At 37.0% G+C, this 22,481-nt stretch carries 21 protein-coding genes, 1 other RNA gene and 2 pseudogenes; 12 read left to right on the top strand and 12 right to left on the bottom strand.

The features are described from left to right. Positions 1–234: 234 nt before the first annotated feature. A pseudogene (locus tag HEQ36_RS18070) lies at positions 235–369 on the top strand (IS982 family transposase); the annotation flags it as partial. Between the two features lie 459 nt (positions 370–828). Here HEQ36_RS18070 and atpC read toward each other — a convergent pair. Then, complete coding sequence (gene atpC / locus HEQ36_RS18065) at positions 829–1,242, bottom strand: ATP synthase F1 subunit epsilon (RefSeq protein ID WP_039201817.1); 414 nt, start codon at positions 1,240–1,242, stop codon at positions 829–831. Positions 1,243–1,338: 96 nt separating this feature from the next. Continuing rightward, the gene (atpD, locus tag HEQ36_RS18060; protein WP_027404015.1) at positions 1,339–2,787 is read right to left on the bottom strand and encodes a F0F1 ATP synthase subunit beta; all 1,449 of its coding nucleotides are present in this window, start codon (positions 2,785–2,787) and stop codon (positions 1,339–1,341) included. Between the two features lie 803 nt (positions 2,788–3,590). Between atpD and HEQ36_RS18055 the strand changes: the two are divergent. From HEQ36_RS18055 to HEQ36_RS18040, 4 genes and pseudogenes are all read left to right on the top strand, one after another. Further along, positions 3,591–3,719: pseudogene (locus tag HEQ36_RS18055) on the top strand (helix-turn-helix domain-containing protein); the annotation flags it as partial. A 289-nt stretch (positions 3,720–4,008) separates the two neighbouring features. After that, positions 4,009–5,097 (top strand): ISH3 family transposase, encoded by a 1,089-nt coding sequence (locus HEQ36_RS18050; RefSeq protein ID WP_325064634.1) that lies wholly within the window; start codon positions 4,009–4,011, stop codon positions 5,095–5,097. 139 nt (positions 5,098–5,236) lie between these two features. Continuing rightward, positions 5,237–5,815 carry an RNA-guided endonuclease TnpB family protein gene (locus tag HEQ36_RS18045; protein ID WP_290708189.1) on the top strand — a complete coding sequence of 193 codons (579 nt, stop codon included), beginning with the start codon at positions 5,237–5,239 and terminating at the stop codon, positions 5,813–5,815. Positions 5,816–6,451: 636 nt separating this feature from the next. Further along, on the top strand, positions 6,452–6,703 hold the full coding sequence (locus HEQ36_RS18040; RefSeq protein ID WP_367272413.1) for a reverse transcriptase N-terminal domain-containing protein: 252 nt from the start codon (positions 6,452–6,454) through the stop codon (positions 6,701–6,703). Here HEQ36_RS18040 and HEQ36_RS18035 read toward each other — a convergent pair. After that, the gene (locus HEQ36_RS18035; RefSeq protein ID WP_053538855.1) at positions 6,641–8,362 is read right to left on the bottom strand and encodes an IS1634 family transposase; all 1,722 of its coding nucleotides are present in this window, start codon (positions 8,360–8,362) and stop codon (positions 6,641–6,643) included. The genes HEQ36_RS18040 and HEQ36_RS18035 overlap by 63 nt on opposite strands. Before the next feature lie 89 nt (positions 8,363–8,451). Here HEQ36_RS18035 and ltrA point away from each other — a divergent pair, with 89 nt between their 5' ends. Both ltrA and HEQ36_RS18025 read left to right on the top strand, forming a co-directional pair. After that, positions 8,452–10,065 (top strand): group II intron reverse transcriptase/maturase, encoded by a 1,614-nt coding sequence (gene ltrA / locus HEQ36_RS18030; protein ID WP_168636478.1) that lies wholly within the window; start codon positions 8,452–8,454, stop codon positions 10,063–10,065. Between the two features lie 102 nt (positions 10,066–10,167). Next, positions 10,168–10,443: a hypothetical protein gene (locus HEQ36_RS18025; RefSeq protein ID WP_233455519.1), complete on the top strand. Its 276-nt coding sequence runs from the start codon at positions 10,168–10,170 to the stop codon at positions 10,441–10,443. 45 nt (positions 10,444–10,488) lie between these two features. On the opposite strand, the gene HEQ36_RS18020 is transcribed toward HEQ36_RS18025, so the two are convergent. Then, entirely contained in the window at positions 10,489–11,991 is a 1,503-nt protein-coding gene (locus tag HEQ36_RS18020; protein WP_168636657.1) for a cryptochrome/photolyase family protein, read from the bottom strand. Positions 11,992–12,016: 25 nt separating this feature from the next. Then, entirely contained in the window at positions 12,017–12,271 is a 255-nt protein-coding gene (locus tag HEQ36_RS18015) for a TIGR03643 family protein (protein WP_039200108.1), read from the bottom strand. A gap of 227 nt (positions 12,272–12,498) precedes the next feature. On the opposite strand from HEQ36_RS18015, the gene HEQ36_RS18010 reads away from it, so the two are divergent. Together HEQ36_RS18010 and HEQ36_RS18005 are read left to right on the top strand one after the other, a co-directional pair. Continuing rightward, on the top strand, positions 12,499–13,314 hold the full coding sequence (locus tag HEQ36_RS18010; protein ID WP_053539752.1) for a SirB1 family protein: 816 nt from the start codon (positions 12,499–12,501) through the stop codon (positions 13,312–13,314). A 48-nt stretch (positions 13,315–13,362) separates the two neighbouring features. Then, positions 13,363–13,818, top strand: a complete 456-nt coding sequence (locus tag HEQ36_RS18005) for a DUF29 domain-containing protein (RefSeq protein WP_168636656.1) — start codon at positions 13,363–13,365, stop codon at positions 13,816–13,818. 71 nt (positions 13,819–13,889) lie between these two features. Here the strand turns inward: HEQ36_RS18005 and HEQ36_RS18000 are convergent, their stop codons facing one another. Next, entirely contained in the window at positions 13,890–15,323 is a 1,434-nt protein-coding gene (locus HEQ36_RS18000; protein ID WP_168636655.1) for a GTP-binding protein, read from the bottom strand. 337 nt (positions 15,324–15,660) lie between these two features. Here HEQ36_RS18000 and HEQ36_RS17995 point away from each other — a divergent pair, with 337 nt between their 5' ends. Continuing rightward, on the top strand, positions 15,661–17,148 hold the full coding sequence (locus HEQ36_RS17995; protein ID WP_053539749.1) for an AAA family ATPase: 1,488 nt from the start codon (positions 15,661–15,663) through the stop codon (positions 17,146–17,148). Then, positions 17,141–17,854, top strand: a complete 714-nt coding sequence (locus HEQ36_RS17990; RefSeq protein WP_168636654.1) for a hypothetical protein — start codon at positions 17,141–17,143, stop codon at positions 17,852–17,854. The genes HEQ36_RS17995 and HEQ36_RS17990 overlap by 8 nt, the downstream gene beginning before the upstream one ends. A 13-nt stretch (positions 17,855–17,867) precedes the next feature. Here the strand turns inward: HEQ36_RS17990 and HEQ36_RS17985 are convergent, their stop codons facing one another. Further along, a complete protein-coding gene (locus HEQ36_RS17985) occupies positions 17,868–18,671 on the bottom strand; it encodes an ABC transporter permease (protein ID WP_325064623.1) in 804 nt (267 codons plus the stop codon). A gap of 291 nt (positions 18,672–18,962) precedes the next feature. Between HEQ36_RS17985 and HEQ36_RS17980 the strand changes: the two genes are divergently transcribed. After that, positions 18,963–20,036, top strand: a complete 1,074-nt coding sequence (locus tag HEQ36_RS17980; RefSeq protein ID WP_168636652.1) for a glycosyltransferase family 4 protein — start codon at positions 18,963–18,965, stop codon at positions 20,034–20,036. 464 nt (positions 20,037–20,500) lie between these two features. On the opposite strand, the gene queF is transcribed toward HEQ36_RS17980, so the two are convergent. The 5 genes from queF to HEQ36_RS17955 form a co-directional block, all read right to left on the bottom strand. Then, the gene (gene queF, locus HEQ36_RS17975) at positions 20,501–20,917 is read right to left on the bottom strand and encodes a preQ(1) synthase (protein ID WP_039200120.1); all 417 of its coding nucleotides are present in this window, start codon (positions 20,915–20,917) and stop codon (positions 20,501–20,503) included. 81 nt (positions 20,918–20,998) lie between these two features. Next, positions 20,999–21,421: a hypothetical protein gene (locus HEQ36_RS17970; protein ID WP_053539744.1), complete on the bottom strand. Its 423-nt coding sequence runs from the start codon at positions 21,419–21,421 to the stop codon at positions 20,999–21,001. 165 nt (positions 21,422–21,586) lie between these two features. Continuing rightward, a complete protein-coding gene (locus HEQ36_RS17965) occupies positions 21,587–21,988 on the bottom strand; it encodes a phasin family protein (RefSeq protein ID WP_053539743.1) in 402 nt (133 codons plus the stop codon). Positions 21,989–22,013: 25 nt separating this feature from the next. Continuing rightward, an RNA gene (ffs, locus tag HEQ36_RS17960) (signal recognition particle sRNA small type) lies at positions 22,014–22,110 on the bottom strand. A 37-nt stretch (positions 22,111–22,147) separates the two neighbouring features. Then, the gene (locus HEQ36_RS17955; protein WP_027404002.1) at positions 22,148–22,414 is read right to left on the bottom strand and encodes a YciI family protein; all 267 of its coding nucleotides are present in this window, start codon (positions 22,412–22,414) and stop codon (positions 22,148–22,150) included. Positions 22,415–22,481 lie beyond the last annotated feature (67 nt).

Here is a 22,481-nt window from a genome sequence, read left to right as displayed (position 1 = left end):
TGGCTTTTGTTAGAGATGAAACAGTCAATTTTTTCAACCAATATGCTACACACTACATTCATCATTTCATATTTTGACCCAGTGCAAATTACTATAACTATTTCTTATGTATTTAGTATTTTATATCACATAAATGTCTATCGTATTTTGTTGTTGATGCCTGCTTCGTCTGTAGCAATAGCGTTAGCATTCCGTAAAAATCGCTCTTTGGGAAAAACTTTTTGGTTTACTGATTCTCGTCATCGCAGTATTTATAATTTTATGGTTAATATTATTGCTGGTTTAATTGCTTATACTTGGCAAGATAAAAAACCTTCTTTAAAATTAGATAAACATGAAGTAACTTCTCTACCAGCTTTATTAATTTAATTATTTTACCTGAGTTCGATATAAATAATCATCCTGAAAACTAATTATATCGGGCTTTTCTCAATTAGCAATGATTATTGACAATAAATAAACAAGAGAAAACAATCCAAAATTGAATATTTTGGACTCACAATTTAATTGCATGAAAATATCTGCGGTCAGTTTTACATCACTGACCGCTTTTTTTCCGCCAATTCTTTATTCTCTATAATCGGTAGTCTTTTTAACTCATTGTTTCTCAGTAATTTTAACTTATATTTCTGTTTTTAGTCTAAACTCCAGAACTAACAGCAGAAGAGATAAAAATTATAGAAGGATAAACACGAAAAATCTCAGATCCCCGACTTCTTTAAGAAGTCGGGGATCTAAAAAGAAGATAAAGCTAATCAAATTAAAATACCAATAAAATAAGGGTGGGCTATTTGTCCACCCTCATTAGTTTTAAATGCTCTATACAATTTACACTAAACCACCAGCAGCTTGAAAACGAGCGCGAGCGCGTTTAAATGCCTGTGTTGCTTGGAATTGTGCTTTTCGGTCATCTGCGCTAACTTGATTTAAGCCAGATTGTGCTGTATTAAAAGCAGTGCGGGCTTCTTCAAGGTTAATTTTGTCGCCACGTTCAGCACTATTGACTAGAATTGTGACTTCATCTTGATCAACTTCAGCAAAACCGCCTAAAAGAGCGATCGCTTGCCAACTAGCATTTTTACTAGCTCGGACACGCATTACGCCTGTATCCAAGGCTGTCAGCATGGGAGCGTGTCCACTGAGAATACCTAACTGACCAGTAGTGCTAGGTAAAATTACTTCGTCAGCTTCAGCATCCCAAACAGTTTTGTCTGGGGAAATTACACGAACAGTTAATGTCATTTGTCAGTTGTCCTTTGTCATTTGCCTTTTGTCAGTTGTCAGTTGTCAGTTGTCAGTTGCATAAAAAACCACTGACTACTGACTAATGACTAATGACTAACCCTTGAGCTTTTCAGCTTTAGCTTTAGCTTCGGCAATATCGCCTACCAAGTAGAAAGCTTGCTCCGGTAAAGCATCCAATTCACCAGAAAGAATTTGTTGGAATCCCTTAATGGTGTCTTCCAACTTCACATACTTACCAGGAGAACCGGTAAATACTTCAGCTACAAAGAAAGGCTGAGACAAGAACCGTTCAACTTTCCGCGCCCTTGCCACAATTAAACGATCTTCTTCAGACAATTCATCTAAACCCAAAATGGCGATGATGTCTTGAAGTTCTTTGTAACGTTGCAGGGTGGATTGTACAGCCCGTGCAGTATCGTAGTGATCACTACCAACGATGTTGGGTTGCAACATGGTGGAAGTAGAACCCAAAGGATCAACCGCAGGATAGATACCTTTAGAAGCCAAACCACGAGACAATACTGTTGTACCGTCTAAGTGAGCAAATGTGGTTGCAGGTGCGGGGTCGGTCAAGTCATCGGCAGGTACATATACAGCTTGAATAGAAGTAATAGAACCTTCGGTGGTGGAGGTAATCCGTTCTTGTAAAGCACCCACGTCAGTACCCAAAGTAGGCTGATATCCTACCGCAGAAGGCATCCGACCCAAGAGCGCGGATACTTCAGAACCAGCTTGGACGAACCGGAAAATGTTATCAACAAATAGTAATACGTCTTGCTTGTTGACATCGCGGAAATACTCAGCCATTGTCAAACCAGACAAACCAACCCGCATTCTGGCTCCGGGTGGCTCGTTCATTTGACCATAAACTAGAGCAATTTTGGATTCGTTGAGGTTATCTTTGTTGATAACTCCAGATTCCATCATTTCGTTGTAGAGGTCATTTCCTTCGCGTGTGCGTTCACCCACACCCGCAAATACAGACACACCACCATGCTGGGTAGCGATGTTGTTGATCAACTCCATCATGATCACGGTTTTACCAACACCAGCACCGCCGAACAGACCGATTTTACCACCGCGTTTGTAGGGAGTTAACAAGTCAACAACTTTAATCCCAGTTTCAAACACAGAAGGTTTGGTTTCCAAATCTGTGAATTTGGGAGCGTCACGGTGAATAGGTAGATATGCTTCGGCGTTTACGGGACCTTGCTGATCTACAGGTTCGCCTAAAACGTTGAAAATCCGTCCCAAGGTGGCTTTACCAACGGGGACGCTGATAGGAGATCCAGTATCAACTACTTCTAAACCACGAACTAAACCGTCGGTGGTACTCATAGCAACTGCGCGGACTTGGTTGTCGCCTAGAAGTTGCTGTACTTCAACGGTCAAGCTGATGTTTTGTCCAGCCTCATTTGTACCTGTGATGGTTAAAGCGTTGTAGATTTGGGGTAATTTACCGCCGGGGAATTTAACGTCTACAACCGGACCAATTACTTGGGTAATGTAACCAATGTTTGTTTTTTCTGCGGTGGTGACCATGCTGCGCCTAAATGAATGAAGCTGTTTTTCACAAGTGGGTTCGTTTAAAACCCCAGATCAAGCGATATCATCTTTTAGGTTAGCACTTAACGACTCCACCTTTGCCTTAAATTCATTATTAAGAAGAGATCCCCGATTTTGTGAAAATCCTGGAACTGCAAAATAAATTACTTCCACAAAAAACCGCAAAAAGAGAGTATTGGGGATTGACAACGGATTTTATATTTGTTATCATGGAGTTGATAAGGAAGATATATCAAACAAATATAAATAACCCGGTAGGGGTTCAGCACTGCTGAACTCTCATATTATAAGGGTTTCAAGAATGTCAAGAAAGATATGGGTAAGGCATAGTGCGGGGAGAGGTTTGGAGAGGGGTCAAATTCTTTTCGTCAGTCTCCCCACTTCAAAACCCCTAAAATCCGGTTTTAGCTTAACCGACAGAAGCCCCACGACTGACCCGAAGGGCAGCGTGGGATGAATGGCGCGTGAATTAACGACAGTTTTTCAACCTATCTTCCGCACCCTCAACTGTCACAATCGGTTTTTACTGTTTTTTATGATGAAATGAGGATGTATTATATACAGAATCTCAATGAATTAACGGATACATGATGCCGACAAGGCATAATTTATATCCAGAAATCAAGAGAAAATCAAGTGATAATACTATGTGACACCCCAGGGTGCGGAATGTGGGTTTCAACCAAAGCGACAGCAAGGGAGAAAAACATGGAGGCAATTCACAAATCTTGTGTTATAGTGTTTTATAGTGTTTTATAGTAAATTTCTTTCGCTCTAATATGTTAAAAGTTGTCAAAATCAGATTATATCCAGATGCCCAGCAGCAGCAGTCATTAGCACAAGCTTTTGGCAGTTGTCGTTGGTTATGGAACTATTTTTTGAATTTGATGAATGAAACATATAAACAGTAAACCAAAAAGTTTTTCCCAAAGAGCGATTTTTACGGAATGCTAACGCTATTGCTACAGACGAAGCAGGCATCAACAACAAAATACGATAGACATTTATGTGATATAAAATACTAAATACATAAGAAATAGTTATAGTAATTTGCACTGGGTCAAAATATGAAATGATGAATGTAGTGTGTAGCATATTGGTTGAAAAAATTGACTGTTTCATCTCTAACAAAAGCCACGCAGGGCGAATCTACAGAAGAACTCGTTTTAACCGACTCAGAAACCCAAGACGCAGGTTATTCAGTGTTTAGTAGAAAATTTTTCGATTGAAACGCAAGGAGCCTGTGACCAACAAACTTTATTCGAGATTCTGGTTAAAGCAGCCAGCACTGGAGACAGTATTGAAAACACAGCTAAATTGTTAAAAAATATTCCGACAGCTAATGATATTAGATATCATCTCAATAAAATTAATAATTTTGAGGAATTAGAAGCGCAAATAAATCAAGCATTAAAAAGTCGAATTCCTTTAGGATTAAAAAAGGGGTGTTTAAAAATAGCGATTGATTTAAATTTAATTTGTTATTATGGTAAACCAACACCGTCAGAATTACCCTACATATATCGAAGTGAAGCTAAATCTGGTACTAATTCATTTTACGCCTATGCCACTTTATACGTTATTAGTAATAATAAGCGTGTAACTCTGGCAATAAGAGGTGTTCGCCAATTAGATACTAGTGTGGCTTTAATTACTTATTTATTAGCAGAACTTGAACCCCTCAAAATAAATGTAAAAAAACTCTACTTGGATAGAGGATTTTTTAATACTCCTGTAATTAGATGGTTACAGGCATTAGATATCCCCTTTCTTATGCCTGCTATCAAGACTGGAAAAAAAGGAGGAATCAAACAATTTCTCAAGGGTAAAAAAAGTTATAAAACTACCTATACCATTACAAGAGACAAAGATGATTTCGTCACATTTGATTTATGGATTGTCTGTAAATATAGAAAGGGAAAGCATAAAAAGCATGGAGTTCAATACTTTGTTTATCTTGCTTATAAGGTCAAAACAAATTTAAATTATATCTATCAAGATTATCGAAAAAGATTTGGCATTGAAACTAGTTATCGTCTGAAAAATATTTGTCGAATTAAGACGAATAACAAAAATCCAGTTTTGAGATTACTATTCATTGGAATATCCTTTCTTCTAGTTAATATCTGGGTGAATCTACTATGGCTCAAAATCAGCCGTAAAAGGAAGGGTAGTCGATTAATTTATCGCACACTTTTCACACTCAAACAGATGTTAGCTTTTTTATCTCAAGCCCTACAGAGGAAATATCAAGTCGTTGAAAGCATTTATATTCCATCCGGTTAGCGTCAAGAAATTATTACCCAGCCAATCATAAGTAATTGTTATCTATATGATATCTACTGGTTAGAACACTGGGAATTAAAAAGTATTTTATATTACTGATTGTTTGATGATAGCATCAGTGTTTTATAGGAATCGCTTTTTGGGAAAAACTTTTTGGTTTACTGATAAAGAAACGGGTAAAGGACTGTCTGGATACGAAGTCAAAAAGATAATTCCTCAGCTAAAGAAAGAACATGAGAAGAACTTAAAAATAAAACAACAGCAATTATCCAGAAAACAAAAAGGCTCTAATAACCGCAATAAAACTAGAAAGAAAGTTGCTAGAGTCCATAGAAAGATAACTAATTGTAGAGAAGATTTTCTCCATAAACTATCTCGTAGGATAGTTAACGAAAACCAAGTTATTGTGGTGGAAAATCTTCATGTTAAAGGCATGATGCAAAATCACTGCCTAGCCAAATCTATTCAACAAGTTGGCTGGGGGATGTTTTGCACCATGCTTAAATACAAAGCAGAAAACGAAGGGAAGATTTATCAAGAAGTTGATAGATTCTTTCCTTCGTCGAAAACTTGTCATGTATGCCTTAATCAAGTGGGTAGTTTGCCACTTGATATAAGATTCTGGACTTGTGAAAAGTGCCAGACTAGACATGATAGAGATATTAATGCAGCAATAAAGTGCGATTCGTTCAGTCGAAACCGAGCAATCGGGGGATGACTGGCTTCTACAGGGTAATCCTCAAGGATTGAGTTCGCACTTTAATCCCTTGTAGATGACAACTTCATAACCTTACAGGTGAGCGTTAGTACCCTAGAAAACGTCAAGTCCTGTCCTCCAGACGTAGGAGTGAAAACATATCCCCCATTGTAGAGACTAGCCATCAATCGGTGAAGCGGGGATAAAAGCGGAAAGAGCTACTAGCCTAAAAGTGGTATCCCGTGAGTAAGTTCTTATGGATAACAAATGCTAAGTCACTGTTTGAATCATCGTTACCGCGAACCAGCGAAATAAGGCTGTCTGCGCTGGTAGTCCCAAAAGGGCATAGGGAAAAAAAAGAAACAAGGGTGGTATGAGGATTTTAATCGGCATACCTACGTTACCCAAAAACCCGGTGAAAAGGTGACATCCTAACAGAACAAAACAAAGGTTATGAGGAACGAAGTAACTCACTTGATTACTCTCAAAGAGGTCGAATACTTTGAGTAGTCAGCTAAGACGAAAACTCTGGATTAAAACCAGGTAACAGGTGAGAGAGATTGGGTCAGAAGCTAACGCCTTGCTGTAATGGTAAGGATATGCCCACAGACACACGGTAAAACGGAAAGTATAGCTACTAGTAGCAATAAATAAGTCATGAACACGGCGTTAAAACCGATGTATGAATGGAAAGATATTAACTGGCGAAAGCTAGAACGTAACATTTTCAAGTTGCAAAAGCGGATATACCAAGCGTCTAGTCGTGGTGATGTCAAGTTAGTTCGTAAACTTCAAAAGTTGTTGATAACTCCCGGTTCGCCCATTTTTGCGAGAGTTAGAAGAATTCTACTCAGGAGTAAAAGATTGACCACTAAGCTGAGTATAAATAGTAGGGGGAAACCCAAGTAAAACAAGAATACGCTGCTGTAAAGGGGAAAGAGTAGTTAAATGAGTGTAGACTTCATTGTTAACCTCAATTAATATCAATGTGATTTCTTTAAATGCAACAAGAAGCATTTCAGCAGTAGGACGTGCCGTTTTACGCTGAGGATTACCAGCATAAAGTCCAGCCAATTTTTCTTGATTTTTGTCAAGATGGCGACGAACCTGAAACTCTAAAAGAGTCAAAACTCGCAAACCAATTGAAAGTAGTCGGATCAAACCAGTAATATGGTCTTCACGTTGTAAATAAATTGGAGTTAAAGAAAGAGGAAAGCCTTTAAGTCGAGCAAATCCTCGTTCTGTCAAATACTCATCTCTATAAGCACGAACTGCTTGTTTCAAACTCAGGTTAGCTTCAGTTTCATTAGTGACATAAACTCGCCAGCCTAACAGTTGAACTTGTTGTTTTACCGCGTCTTCATTAATTTTAAAATCTAAATTAAAGGAAACTTCTTCTATTATTTGAGATTGACGTTCGCCATATTGTCTTTTAACTTTTTCAACTCGCTGAGTTTGAATATCAATTTCAAATAATCCCCCAGTCCGATAACGCTTGAGAATCTCAGCTACAGATAACTCCCACTCTGGAAATGATGTCAGCTTTTTCTTGCCGCGTTTGGGGATTTTTAGTTGTTCAAGAGCATGAACGGTTTTCTGTATGCGTTCACGTAGATATTTTTCCTCTGTCTGGGCAATGGCATAAGAACGGACTACTAATTGTCGCTCTTCCCAAGATATTTCTTGCTCGTTAATCTTTTCTTTTTGGAGCAATTTTAGTTCAAATCCTTCAGCAATCTCTCTCGTTTTTCCATCTGCATAATCATAATTGATAGTTGTCAATTCTTGTTTTTCATCCCAAACTGGTTGCAGATATTCTCTTAATTTTTCTGTCGGTGTTTGCTTGGCATTTAAAGGACATAGATAAAAATCTCCCCCTGATACAATATGGATTCTTGTCCCCATTGATGCCATTTTACAGTCCCCAATATACAGTAATCCTGGCTGTTTTAGCGTCGAACGGACTCTCTCAATTGCGGGGATATATAAAGGGTCATCTGCTTTTTCTCCCGATAATATTTCTGTTGCTATTGGCATTCCTAATGGGTCTAATGTTGATAGCATGATTTTGACTTGTGCCAAATCTGGACGATGGTCTTTGCTATGACCCCATTGAAATAGCCCTTCAGTATTCACCCCGCAATAACTTGAAGCTGTTGTACTATCCAGTCTTACCCGTTCTGGTTTGATATCATACACTTGCAACAAATTACTTCCCAGTTCTTCCTCAAACGCATACCAGTTCTCGTCACAGTTAAGGTAACGCAATACTGCTTCTAATCGGTCATCGGTTAGGTCAAGTTCGTTTAAGCTTTCACCAATCAATTTTTTCAATGTTTCTAACCGTTTACCAGCCCAGGCTTGAACTTGATTTAAACGGTGGTCTGCTTGCGATAAGATATGTGTTAACCAGATCACTGCTACATTCCCCAAGCTTTGTCCTCGCCAATTTCCATGGGTGGGGAAGTTTTTATCTATTAGCTTTTGTACACCCATCCGTTCTATCTGTGTGAGTAGTACGGGTATGTCATCTACTCGTTCGTTTGTAATTATGGATTCAGTTGCCATAACGTCGAACATATACTTACTTAGCTTATTTTGTATAACCTGTCTCTGATTATACTTTTATCTGCACATTTTTCCTAACTCCCTAAAAAATGGGCGAACCGGGAGTGATAAGTTCACGTTCAGCAAGAGCATTATCGGTTCGTCGAGTAACCCAGGATAATCAAGGTAAGAAAACGGCTGGTGTGGACGGAGTTAAATCACTGACCCCAAAGCAACGTTTGACTTTGATGAATGAAATTAAAATGGGTTCAAAGGTCAAACCTACTCGCCGAGTTTGGATACCCAAACCAGGAACAGAGGAAAAAAGACCTTTAGGAATACCGACAATGAATGATCGAGCCTTGCAAGCACTTGTCAAAATGGCATTAGAACCAGAATGGGAAGCGCGATTTGAACCTAACTCATACGGGTTCAGACCTGGGCGCTCATGTCACGATGCGGTTAGAGCAATATTTAATGCAATTCGTTCAAAATCCAAATTTGTTTTGGATGCCGATATCAGCAAATGCTTTGACCGCATTAATCACGATGTACTTCTCAAGAAATTAAATACCTACCCAACCCTACGAAGACAAATTCGAGCTTGGTTAAAAGCTGGTGTTATGGATGGGAAGAATCTGTTCCCAACTGATGAAGGCACACCACAAGGCGGGGTAATTTCACCTCTACTTGCTAATGTTGCCCTACATGGAATGGAAGAACTGATTATAGGATTAGCTCCAAAATTTGATATGAAGCGACCCGATAATACTCAATTGAGTGTTAGAGATAAACTGAAATCAATTTCATTAATCAGATACGCAGATGACTTTGTAATAGTTCACGAGAACCTAGAAGTCATAAAAATGTGTAAAACAGAGATAGAGAAGTGGTTAAGTGACATCGGGTTAGAACTAAAACCGAGTAAAACAAGATTAGCCCATACCCTGAACAAACTAGAAGATGAAGAGCCTGGATTTAATTTTCTAGGATTCAACATTAGACAATTTCCAGTCGGAAAATACAATTCAGGGAGTAAAAGCAGAGGTGGCTTATTAGGTTTTAAGACTATTATCACTCCCAGTAAAGAAAGCCAGAAAAGGCACTATAAAAAAGTGGCTGAAGTAATAGATAAATCGCGCGGATTAGACCAAGCGACGTTGATTATGAAACTCAATCCTATTATACGGGGTTGGTGCAATTACTTCTCCACCGTCGTTAGCCAGAAAATTTTTGAAAGGCTATCACATTTAGTTGTCTGGAAGCTTCTTAAATGGGGTCGTCATCGTCATCGAAATAAAGGTAGAAGGTGGATACGCCTTAAATACTTCAAAACCGTAGAAGGCAATAACTGGACATTCGCAACCAGGGAGGACAAAAATCCTCTAATGCTTATACAGCATAGTTCCACTGAAATAAAACGCTATGTAAAAGTCAAAGGGATAGCATCTCCCTATGACGGTGACTGGATTTATTGGAGTTCAAGAATGGGTACACATCCTGAAGTGTCTACGAAAGTAGCAAAACTACTCAAAAGGCAAAAAGGGAAATGCGCTCTCTGCGGTAACTACTTCACTGATGGAGATTCGATTGAAGTTGACCATCTTGTTCCTACATCCCTTGGTGGACGGGACACATACGATAATTGGCAACTACTCCACCGACATTGCCATGATAAAAAGACTGCCCTTGATGGTAGTCTCGGTAACAAATTAGCACATTAATAATGCTAAACCTAAGCCACCTGTAGAACCCGTTATTTACGGGGAAAACGATATGTTGGCAATGACGTTCTGATGACAACAGCCGTTTTACTGAGGAGCGGAATGATGGGAAACTATCACGTTCCGTTTTGGAGAGCAGTGGAGGGGGCAACTCCTTCACTGACTTTAATCCTCAGAGATGAGGGACTACGAATTTTGACCTCTGGAACGGGGGATAAAGCGATGAAGTGTGGTCTTGGGGGTTTCCCCCATGAACAACTTCATCAAGAAGCCTGTCGCCCAGAAATAAGTCGCAGTAATAGAGGACGCAAGAAGTCTACTACTGTGCTTTCTGTTGGACAGGAAGCCGACACTGTACCGTCAGGTCAGTGTGGGTAGTTCACTTCCCCAGCTTAGAAACTGACTCTGTATGCACAAAAATAATTAATTCTGACGAAGACTCCACCAGTTTTCAGCCTGTTGGTGGATAGACTGCAATTCTTCTGAAGACATTTTATCTAGATGTTTTAAAATTAAGCCCATTCGTCCTTGAGTTTGGAGTTTCTCTCTGTGTCTGTTCAGAAAATCCCAATAGAAAAAATTGAATGGACAGGCATTTTCACCTATCCGTTCTTTGTGATTATAAACACAGCTTTTACAATAGTCACTCATCTTATTTATATAGTTAGCAGAAGCAGCATAGGGTTTAGATGCTAATACTCCTCCGTCTGCGAATAAACCCATACCAATAACATTAGTTTGCATCACCCAATCATAAGCATCAATAAATACTGCATGAAACCAATTTTCTACAGCTTGGGGTGAAATTCCCGCAATTAAAGCAAAGTTACTCAATACCATTAACCGCTGGATATGATGAGCGTAACCTGTACTTTTGATCTGGGTGATAGTTTGGTGTAAACAATTCATGTTTGTTTCACCTGTCCAGAAAAATTCGGGTAATGATTGGGTGTGACCAAACCAATTCTTTTCGGCATATTCTGGATCTACAAAATGATAGATGCCATACATATATTCTCGCCAACCCAATACTTGACGAATAAAACCTTCCACACTATTTAAAGGTAGTTGGTGTTGTTTATATGCTGCTTCAGCGGCTTGAATTACTTCCAATGGTTGGAGTAAGCCAATATTCAAATAAGGAGAAATTAATGCGTGCCACATTGTCTGTTCTCCGGTAATCATCGCATCTTGGTAAGTACCGAAATCTGATAAACGATGTTGAATAAACCAGTCTAATACTTGAAGTGCTTGTTGACGATTTACTCCCCAATCAAAGGGTTCTATTTCTCCATAAGTTAAATGAGAAAGAGAGTTAACTTTGTCTATAACATCGAGAGTAATTGCGTCTGGTGTAAACCATTGGGCTGGGGGTGGATGTAATTTACCTTTAGGTGGTTGACGATTTTCTTTATCTAAATTCCACTGTCCTCCAATTGGTTGTTTGTCCTCCATTAAAATTTGAAAACTTCGTCTTCCTTCTCGATAAAAATCTTCCATTAATAGGCGTTTGCGACTTTTCGCCCAATCAGTGAATTCTTCTGTACTCCATAAAAATTGATTATTAGGAATTAAGGTGATTGGACAAGGTAATTGTAAATTTTGAATTATTTGGATGAATGGTTGATCATTGGGTGTCATTACCCGCAATTCGGTAATTTGATTAACTTGAACCCATGCTTGGAGTGATGTTTGAAAATCTGTGGCTACTTTGTATGTGACTGCATAGTTTAGTTGTGCTAATTCTGCTGCAAAGTGGCGCATTGCTGACCAAATTAACACTAATTTTTGGCGATGATATGGTCTGATTTGAATATGCTGTAATGATTCGATGAAAATTACAGGTGTATTTATTTGATGATTACAGCTTTTTAAGGCTGATTGTTGTAGGGAAAGTTGATCGCCTAATATCCAAATTCCAATCATAGATAATTTTATATTTTATGTGAATTTAAGTCTTTTGATTTTGGGATTTGAATCTCCCGGCAATAAATTCTCTTTTTTCTAAATGTTTGGTTTTACGTTTGGTAACTCTTTCTCTCCACATTTGAAAACTAGATAATTTCATTTCCCTTCTCATCAGAGCAATTACCTGTTTTTCCAAAAGTCCAAATTGTTTTTCTATCACATCAAATGGTGTCCGATCTTCCCAAGCCATTTCAATGATCCGATCTATGGTTTCAGTATCTAAGTCAGGTAGTTTCATACTTTGAGAATTTGAATAAAAATGCCACAATTATAAATCTATATTGATTATACTATCACAACTCTCTTTTCTCTTGTTTTCTCTAAGGAGGTAGAACCTCTAAGATAGCATTCCCAGTCTGGAGACTGGGAACGAGAAGACGAGAAATAAATCGCCAGAATGCTCTAAAATAAGAGTAGGTACAAAAAACTCTGTACTCTCCTCCAGTCGCTTCATCTTTATTACTTATGACTTTCTCGTCAGCACGACAGTATTTTTACCAAGAGATTCAACAACCTGATGAGGATATCAATCTCGCAAAGGCAGCCTTATATATTGCCCAGGAAGAATATCCAGATATTGATACTGAAGAGTATTTAAATGCTATTGATACAATGGCAATGGAGTTAGAGGAACGTTTGCCTTCTTTTCGCTATCCTCTACGGGTTATTCAAAGTATTAATCAATATTTATACGAAGAATTGGGATTTGATGGTAATAAGCTTGATTATTATGACCCCCGCAATAGTTTTTTAAATGATGTCATTGAACGGAAAACGGGTATTCCGATTACTTTGGCACTGGTTTATATGGAGGTAGCCAAACGGATTGATTTTCCGATGGTTGGGGTAGGAATGCCGGGACATTTTTTGATTCGTCCAGACGTGGAAGATATAGGGATTTTTGTGGATGCTTTTAATGGTGGTGAGGTGATGTTTGCCCAAGACTGTCAAGAAAGACTTTCACAAATTTATCAGCAAGAAGTGACACTCAAACCTGAATTTTTAGCGGTTGTGAGTAATCGGCAATTTTTAACGCGAATGTTGACTAATTTAAAATATATTTATCTTCAAAAGCAGGATCTAGAAAGGAGTTTAAGAACTGTAGAACGGATTTTGCTGTTGTTTCCAGAAGCAAGTTTTGAATTAAGAGATCGGGGTTTATTGTATTATCAACTTGGGCAGTTTTCTCAAGCTGCGGAAGACTTACAGATTTATTTAATCAAAGTTCCTGATGCTAGGGATGGAGATGTAATTCGTCAATTACTTGCTAAGTTGAATTAGTTAGTTGTATAATTTTCTTAGGAGTCTATCGAGTCAGGAGATGTTGTTATGCTGACCATTGATACTAATAAAACATTATATGAACAAGATTTTTATCTGTGGATACAAACTACACTTACACTTTTGAGAGAAAGAAAATTAGAACAATTAGATATTGAGAATTTGATTGAAGAAATTGATAGTATGGGAAGGAGGGAAAAGAAAGAACTAAAAACTCGCCTAGTTGTCCTAATTGAACATTTATTAAAACTACAATATTGGACAGAGGAAAAAGATTACAATGCTAGGGGCTGGCGTAATACTGTCGTTGAACAAAGACGACAAATAGCCTATACTCTAGCAGATAGTCCTAGTTTAAAAGGTATTTTAGATGATGTATTTCTAGATTGTTATACAGATGCTAGAAATGATACAATAAATAAATATCAACTTCCCCCAACTTTATTCCCTGAAGAACCATCTTTTTCTTTAGTTCAGGTTCTCAATGCAGATTTTATGCCCTAAGTCTAGAGTATAATTCAAGATGGTGCGTTACGCTATCTGGGCGCAAGCCTCGCGCCCCTACTTCCTGACTTTCATACTTTTTTCCTCAGTCTAACTTTAATCAGCAATTCATCTTTAATTCGGTTCAAAATTGAAGTTTCATTTAAAGTTGATAGAATTTGACTAACTACTGCTTTTGGTCCATCTGGTCCCCAGGTTGCACCATTGGCTAAATAGGCTTTGGTAACTTGACCGATACTGTATGAAGATACTCCAGCTACTCCTGCTTGGGTTATAGCTATGGATAAATAGGGTCCAATTGTCATGCCGGCGGTTGCTGTTGCAGAGATACCCAGTAGGGTTTTTAAACTACTTAAACCCAAATTTGCTAATAGTTCACTAGCACCGATACCACCCATACTCAGGGCGATTTTTTGGAGTAATTTCACTGCACCGGTTTCTGTCATGGGGATACCGTAAAGCTTGGATAAGCCTAAAATTAAGGAGATATCTATAATTACAGCACTGAGTATATCCACTACTGTAACAGGATTGAGTGCGATCGCCAATGCTTTAGTAATTACTGCTTTCCAAATTAACTGATTCGCATTTTCTTCTCTAATTATCAGTTTACGTTGTACCAATTGCTGATTAACATCATCAGCATAAAGCATAGTATTTAAAGCTACTAATGCCTTACCTTCATGGTGCAGAATTTCCAATATTTTCAATTTTAATTCGTCAACTTGTGATTGTCCTTTTTGGAGTTTTATACCTCTAGTCCCATCAGGATTTTGTACCGCCATTCTGACTAATGGTGAAGCTGCGGACATGACGATTTCTGCTGGTGAAAGTAATTCCCGCACTCTATCATCTCGAATTTTTTCATAAATTGTAATTCTGTCAGTTTCGGGATATTGATCAACTTTATTAAAGACTAAAATAATCGGTTTACCTACTTCTCGTAATTGCGATAATGCTATTTGTTCAATCTTCGTCATATCTCCCGAAATTACAAATAAAATTAAGTCTACTTGCTTGGCAATTTGTTCAGCTAAAGCTGCGCGAGTTTCACCGTCTACTTCATCTAATCCAGGAGTATCAATTAATTCAACTTGGGATTGACCATTGCTGGGTAATGTGGCTTTTAAAATCCCTAAAGCTTCTTGACTAATACTCCAATTTACTGTTTGTGCATCACGAGTAACACCATGTAGAGGTCCAGTAACAAAGACTTCTTGACCGACTAAAGCATTGAGAAGGGAGGATTTACCCCGTCCTACCATCCCAAAAGCAGCAATTTGGACTACCATGCTTTCTAGTTTATCTAGCATGGTTTCTAAATCATGAATTTCTGCTTCTAACCCTGATTTTTCCACAGGGGAAAGATCAAGATTATTAACTAAGTTTCGGAGTGCGTTTTTGGCTTGTTTGTAGTTAAGTTCGGCTTGAATATCGTCAAAGGTAAAAATGGCATTATCCAATTCTTCTTCCCAATTGGGGATGGATTCGGGTATAGTGTTCATTTGAGAAAGCGAAAAACAGGGAGTAATTAAAAGTTACACTAGCACAAATACAGTATATGAGATTTTTCAAGCAAGACATATTAATCAGATTTTACTCTGTGGGTGCAGGTTATTTCCAAATTTATGCCTTTAGAAGATGTCAAAGAAGCCATGAAGCGGATAACGGTTAAGTTCAAGGTGTAAAATATTTTGGTGGTTAATATCCAACCTTGTATATTTAGACAAAGTAGTAGAGTGATAAGCTTTAGTTTAGTATAATGTCAAGGAGAGTATTGTGTGAACTTAACTCTTTTGTCCTTATTTATACAAACTATAAATAGTTTAGAGGTTAATTTATATGAAATTGATCATCAAAAATTTAGGTCCGATTAAAAACAATACTCAAGCCATTGATTTAGCCAAGGATTTCTTTATTTTTGTTGGACAAAATAACAGTGGTAAAAGCTATGTTGCTCAATTATTATGGGCGATTTTTAATGAAGATATAATTCATAAATTTGCACGTACAAATGTAGAAATAATTGATAATCAAATTGTTGAAAATATAAATAATATCGAAGTTAATCCTGAATTATTGGCAGTAATTTTGAATAGATATAGTTCATTTTTGCAGGAAGAAACAAAAAAAGAGATATTTAATACAGGCAAAAATTCCCAAATACTCAATAATATTGTTATTGCTTTTGACTATGAAATATCTGAATTAAGAGAAGGAGAAATTGAAGGAACTGTCAGAATAAAAGATGCTGATGACAATAGATTAGAATATATAGAATTTAAAAAAGATCAAGGAGATTTAATATATAAATTTATAGAGAAACAATTACCAGAGAGTATTAAAGAAATAATTCCTAAAAAATCTTTAGACAGGGATTTACTAGATGAAAAAAAGTTTCTTCTAATTGCAACAATAATTAGAACAATGTTGAAATATGAACATGAGACTTTTTTCTTACCAGCTAGTAGAATTTTCTTTTCTACATTCTATCGTTATATTTATGAGGTTGATAGAAAAAGACGGGAACAAGATATTAAAAAACTTGTAGATTTACTAGAAAATCGCCGCAATAGGTCTAATATTCAATCATCTGATCTTCAAGAGTTAGATGTTTTTAAAAGAAAATATACAGAACCCATGAATAAGGTTTTTGAAAAACTTTTCTCTCTGAATCTTGAAGAAAATATTGAAGGAAATTATATCAATCTTGTCCAACAATTACAGAAGATTATTGGAGGTGAGATAAAACTTATTAGTGTAGAGGGAATTGGTCTGATAGAATTTTATTTTAAAATTGATTCTGTTGATGAACCTTTGCCCATGTATTTAGCTTCTTCTTCTGTTAATCAATTAACACTTCTTTATTTATATTTAAAATATTGGGCATTAGAAAAGAATAATTTTTTAATGATAGATGAACCAGAAGTAAACTTACATCCTGAAAATCAAATTAAGTTAATCAATATATTAATACAGTTTATTCAAAGTCAAACAGGAAATAAAGTATTAATAACAACCCATAGTTCTATGTTAGCTAATGCTATTAATAATTGTATCTATCTGGATGTTCTTAAAAATCAACATGGAGTTAATGTCAAAAAAATTATAGAAGAAAATAAATTAAAATATGTTGATTCATCTATTTCTATATCAAAAGAAAAGGTAGGTGTTTATTTCTTCACAGGTGATAGGATAATTGATTATGAAAGCAGTGATTATGGCATCTATTTTATGAACTTTCGAGAGGTTGAAAACAATTTAGATAACTCACTTCGCATTCTGACTGATTATATTTATCTTCAAGAAGATGAGGTTGAAGATGAGTAAAAGTAATAAATATTATTTAAATAATCCTAAAAAGCTAAGTGTTCCTTCTCTGAGGGATGAATTACATAGAAAATTAGCTGAAACACAATTTATTGAAGAGGTTACTAATGATCAAATCGAAGTTGAAGAAAAAAATTCTGATGCAAAACTTAAAAAGGTATCTATTGAAGAATTAAATTATTCTGATGATAAATCAAAAGTAGACAGAATCTGGAAAATCAACTTAGAAAAAGAAATATTCGGTATCTCAACTAAAGACAAAACTCCAGAATGTGCTATTTTGGTTTTACAAAAATATGAAAGTAGTTATAAATTAAATATTATTTTAATTGAATTAAAATCTAGTATATCTAATAAGGACTTAGGGAAAATTGGAGAAAAATTTCAATGTGCAATGTCAAGAATATATATGTTACTTGTTCTGAATAATCACTTAAATTCAATTCAAAATTATCACGAATCAGAAATATATATAGATTTTAAAGGAATTCTATTTTATCAAAATTTTTCTGATAAAAGTAAATTTACGGAAAAAAATAACGAAAAATTATATTCGCAAATGTATGACATTTTGCAGACTCCTGGTAAATCACGTCTATTCACTTGTCAAACAATTTTAAAAGATCAAGATAAAATTAATATTAAATGTTTTTGTCAGCAAGACGAGGTAATAAAGATAAGTTTAGAATCCTTATTATCCAAATAATTCATCCTACTTCCTATTCTCTCCTTTCCCCCGCAGTTCTAATCAATTCCCCTATCAAAGCCACAATCGCAGTCGTAGAAATTAACATCACACTTAAAGCATTAATATCCGGTTTGACTCCCGTTCTAATCCGGCTAAAGATTTCCATTGGTAAAGTATTAGTACCACTTCCCGCAGTAAAACTAGCAATTAAAAAATCATCCAAACTCAACACAAAAGCCAATAAACACCCAGAAATAATTCCTGGCATTAATTGAGGTAATAAAACTAAAATAAAGGCTTGTGTTGGTGTTGCACCTAAATCTAAAGCTGCTTCTTCCAAATGGGGATTAATATTATTCATCCGCGCAGACACTACCAAACCAACATAGGATAGACAAAATACGATATGGGCAGCAATAATAGTCCATATACTCAAAGGAATAGCAAAGGCTGCTAAACATACTAGGGTAGAAACTGCGATCGCAATATCAGGAATTAATAACGGTAAATAAGCAATTGCCTGATATAATTTCTTACCAGGAAAGTCATAGCGTGCCAACCCCACAGCCATTAATGTTCCCATAACGGCGGAAACTCCCACAGCACAAAAAGCCACCACCAAACTATTATATAACCCCGATAAAATCCGGTCGTCATTCAACAATTTTCCGTACCATTCCAGGGTAAAACCTTGCCATGTAGCACTGTATGGTGACTGATTAAAACTATAAAAAGCCAGTACCAGGATAGGTAGGTACATAAACACAAATATGATCAGTGCAAAAACCACCTGCCATGAAATACGCGGTTTATTTATTTTTTTGTATATATTCATGCTACTTAATCAATGCAAATATTTGGTTATCGTGTCATACTATACTGATTTTTTTGTTCTCAGTCAAGTTAAAAATTACAACCATGATGATTATATTCTGTCTAATTTATTTCTTAAGGATCAGGCATTTACATTACCTGAGATAGACAAAAAATATCAAATATAAAACATAAGATTTGGTAGTAATCATAAAGAAGGGTGGTTTTGATCTTTTTAGCTATTTCTGCGTTAGTTATTTCATTTATTCATCAACTAACTAGAAATAGAAATCTGATATTTTAGGAGATTGACATGAAAATTGCTCAGGTTTCCCCACAGTGGGAGAGAGTACCCCCACCAGCTTATGGTGGCATAGAATTAGTAGTGGGGTTATTAACTGATGAATTAGTCCGTCGAGGACATGAAGTGACATTATTTGCATCAGGAGATTCTTTAAGTTTAGCCAAATTAGTATCAGTGCATCCCCGCGCTTTAAGGCTAGATCCTACAATTAAAGAGCCAGCTATTTATGAAATGCTGCTCTTAGCTTCAGTTTATGAACAAGCAGAAAATTTTGATATCATCCATTCTCATGTAGGACTAGGAGCGCTAGTTTATGCCAATTTAGTCAAAACTCCTACAGTTCACACTTTACATGGAATTTTTACTCCCGATAATGAAAAAATCTTTAAATATGGCAAAAAACAGCCTTATATTAGTATTTCTAATTCTCAAAAAGAACCCCGGCTAGGATTAAACTACGTAGACACTGTTTATAATGGCATTGATGTTAGTAGTTATGAATTTTATCCCCAACCAAATGAACCATCTTATTTAGCTTTTTTAGGGAGAATGTCCCCAGAAAAAGGACCACATTTAGCAATTGAAATTGCTAAAAAAACTGGTCGGAAGTTAAAAATAGCAGGTAAGGTAGATTTAGTAGACTTGGAATATTTTGACCAAAAAATTAAACCACATATTGATGGTAAACAAATTGAATATTTAGGTGAAGCCAATCATCTACAAAAAAATGCCCTTATGGGGGGTGCTTATGCAACTTTATTCCCCATTACTTGGCGAGAACCCTTTGGATTAGTCATGGTAGAATCAATGGCATCAGGTACACCTGTAATTGCCATGCGAATGGGTTCAGCAGAAGAAGTGATTGTTGATGGTGAAACAGGTTTCCTTTGTAATAATGTGGCAGAATGTATTCATTCTCTTGACAAAATAAGTAACTTAGATCGTTACGCTTGTCGTGAATATGTGGACAAAAATTTTAGTGTTCAGCACATGACTGATGGTTATGAAGCAGTTTATCGCCAGCTAATTGCCGAAAACTTAGCTCAACAAAATGGTTTTTCCCGCAATGTTTTAGTTACTTAGTAGGGGTGCTTGTCGGTTAAGGAAATGTAGGTTGGGTTGAGCGACAGCGAAACCCAACAAGATCCTTGATAATGTTGGGTTATGGCTAATAGACATCTCCGGTAAAGATTGTAGAGACGTTCCATGGAACGTCTCTACAGGGGTTTCATGTCACGCATATTTAATTTTCACCAGATGTCTAATGACAAAGAAACCAGATGTGTAGGGGTAAAGCAAAAGCTTAATGGTTTCAACTTAAGCCCTGGCGAATGGAATTCACGGCTACACAAACAAAGTCCGCCTGCGCGGACTAAGGAAAAATCAAGGATTGAAACCCACGCAGGTGGGTTTTGCCTGTGTAGACGCGGTTTCTAACCGCCCGTTTTACGTTAAGTTGACACCAATGAAGCTCTTGCTTTACCCCTACGTTTAGAATCAAACAATCAAGCCGTTTGCAGTATAGTTCCTGACTCCTGACTCCTACTCTAAACAGCTTTTTGATGTCTGACTTCAACAACTGTATGCACATTCCCACGAGGGGTAAAATCTGTTTTCACAGTAATTGCTAAAGGATCACAAGCTGCAACTAGATCATCTAAAATTTGATTGGCTGTTTCTTCATGGGAGATATAGCGATCGCGGTAGCTGTTAATATAAAGCTTGAGTGCCTTCAACTCTACTACCTTTTCATCTGGAATGTATGTAATATAAATAGTCGCAAAGTCAGGATAACCGGAAAAAGGACATTTGCAAGTAAATTCCGGTAAAGTAATATTAACGTCGTAGCGTCTGCCAATGCGGGGGTTAGGAAATGTAATTAATTTCCCTTCCGCAATTTCGCGTTCACCATATTTTATTTCTTGACTTGCTGGAGATACAGTTTCAGGTGCAAGGTTACTCATTATGTTAATAAACAGAAATGCAGAGATTGACAATTATTAACTTAACAGTTTTTAACATTTCTCCCCAGCTTCATGAGTTACCTACTCAATTTCTTTTTCCCAATCTGGACAACTTTCATCATCCCAACCATGAGGGTGCATACCACAGACTAGTAAATTACCACTGTAAACTTGTCCGTGATAGTTACTACAACCAATACAAGCAGCATTTTTTTCTAGTGTAGCTTCTACTGCATAGGGAAAACCAGCATCTATATCTTCGGATATGTCCCCTAATTCCCAATAAATTTCCAAAAATGGTTCGGTCAAGTCCTGTAAAAACTGTTCGTGCAAAGTAGCGAAGGTATCAATATCAGCCACCAATGCGTTTTGTACTTCTTCAGTAATCTCTTCCGTAATCTCAAAAAAAGCGTCTACCATATCATTTATTTCTAGGAAGAACTGCTCTACTCCATCAGTCACGGCTTCAATCATGCCTATTAAGTCTTTTTGCCACTGTTCCATAACTTGTACTCTAAAAGGCTAAAAACATGACGCTTAACACCGCTTAACTGGAAGCTATCGAGTTTACGGTTGGTAATTGCAACTGAAACCATCTTGGGTACAGCGTCATTTTTCGATAATTACGAGAATTAAATGTTCCTGATACCCAAAGTAAAAAATTGCTTTTTACGGTTCACGTTGCAGCCGTTTTAACTCTTCCTGTAGTTCTAGCACTTGATTGCGTAGTTGATCTACATTATCGCCATTTTCTTTATTTTCTTTTGTCGTCTCTTTCACCCTTGGTTCTTCGTCAACCTCTAAAATTTCAATCCGACGAGGTTCGGAAGGGGCTGTTTTTTCAGGCGTTTGTCTAGAGGTTGATTGCTGTTGGGCTTGCTTCATCATATCTTCGACAAAGCGGCGAGCCTCTTCTGTGTTCATCTCACCTTTGGCTACCATTTCATCTGCCAATTTTTGAAATTGCGATCGCAATTCGGCTAACTTCCCCCCAGCTTTTTCGCCAGCGTAAGAGGCTAACCCCACACCAAGATAAAAAGCTTTTTGTACAATATCTCCAAAACCAGGCATTGCTGCTGAAAGCTCCTACAAATAAGGCGACCCGGAGACTACGCCTACCACAAGCATCCCTTATTGCTGCTACCTTCCGGTCCTGACAAAGTTTGGGCGTTGAAGTTGCATAGATCCAGGTCTTCCATCATCATAACACGAAAATTCAAAATTTGTGGACTATTCCACAACAATTCGCCATTCAAATAATTGATAACTGACACAATCGTTCTGTACCAAGGGGTCAGCCAATACTATTGCTTGTGCCTCATCCATTGATGCCGCCTCAAATAACATCATTCCACCACCCTTCTGCGCCCAATAACCTGTTTTAGCTTTGTGTCCTTTAGTAATCAACTCTTGTACATAGGCTCTATGGGCAGGTACATATTGGTCAAAGGTGGGTTTCTCAACCTTACCAGTTTCAATTTTGACAAACCAAGCCATATCTTCAGATGAGATTTTAAATGAATAATTTCTGATTTATCACAAAATATCATGATTTGTTATCGTA

This window comes from Anabaena sp. 54, assembly GCF_017355725.1.
Taxonomy (GTDB): Bacteria; Cyanobacteriota; Cyanobacteriia; order Cyanobacteriales; family Nostocaceae; genus Dolichospermum; species Dolichospermum heterosporum.
Note: the sequence above shows the minus strand (reverse complement) of the source record. Positions and strands in the feature narration are given on the sequence as shown.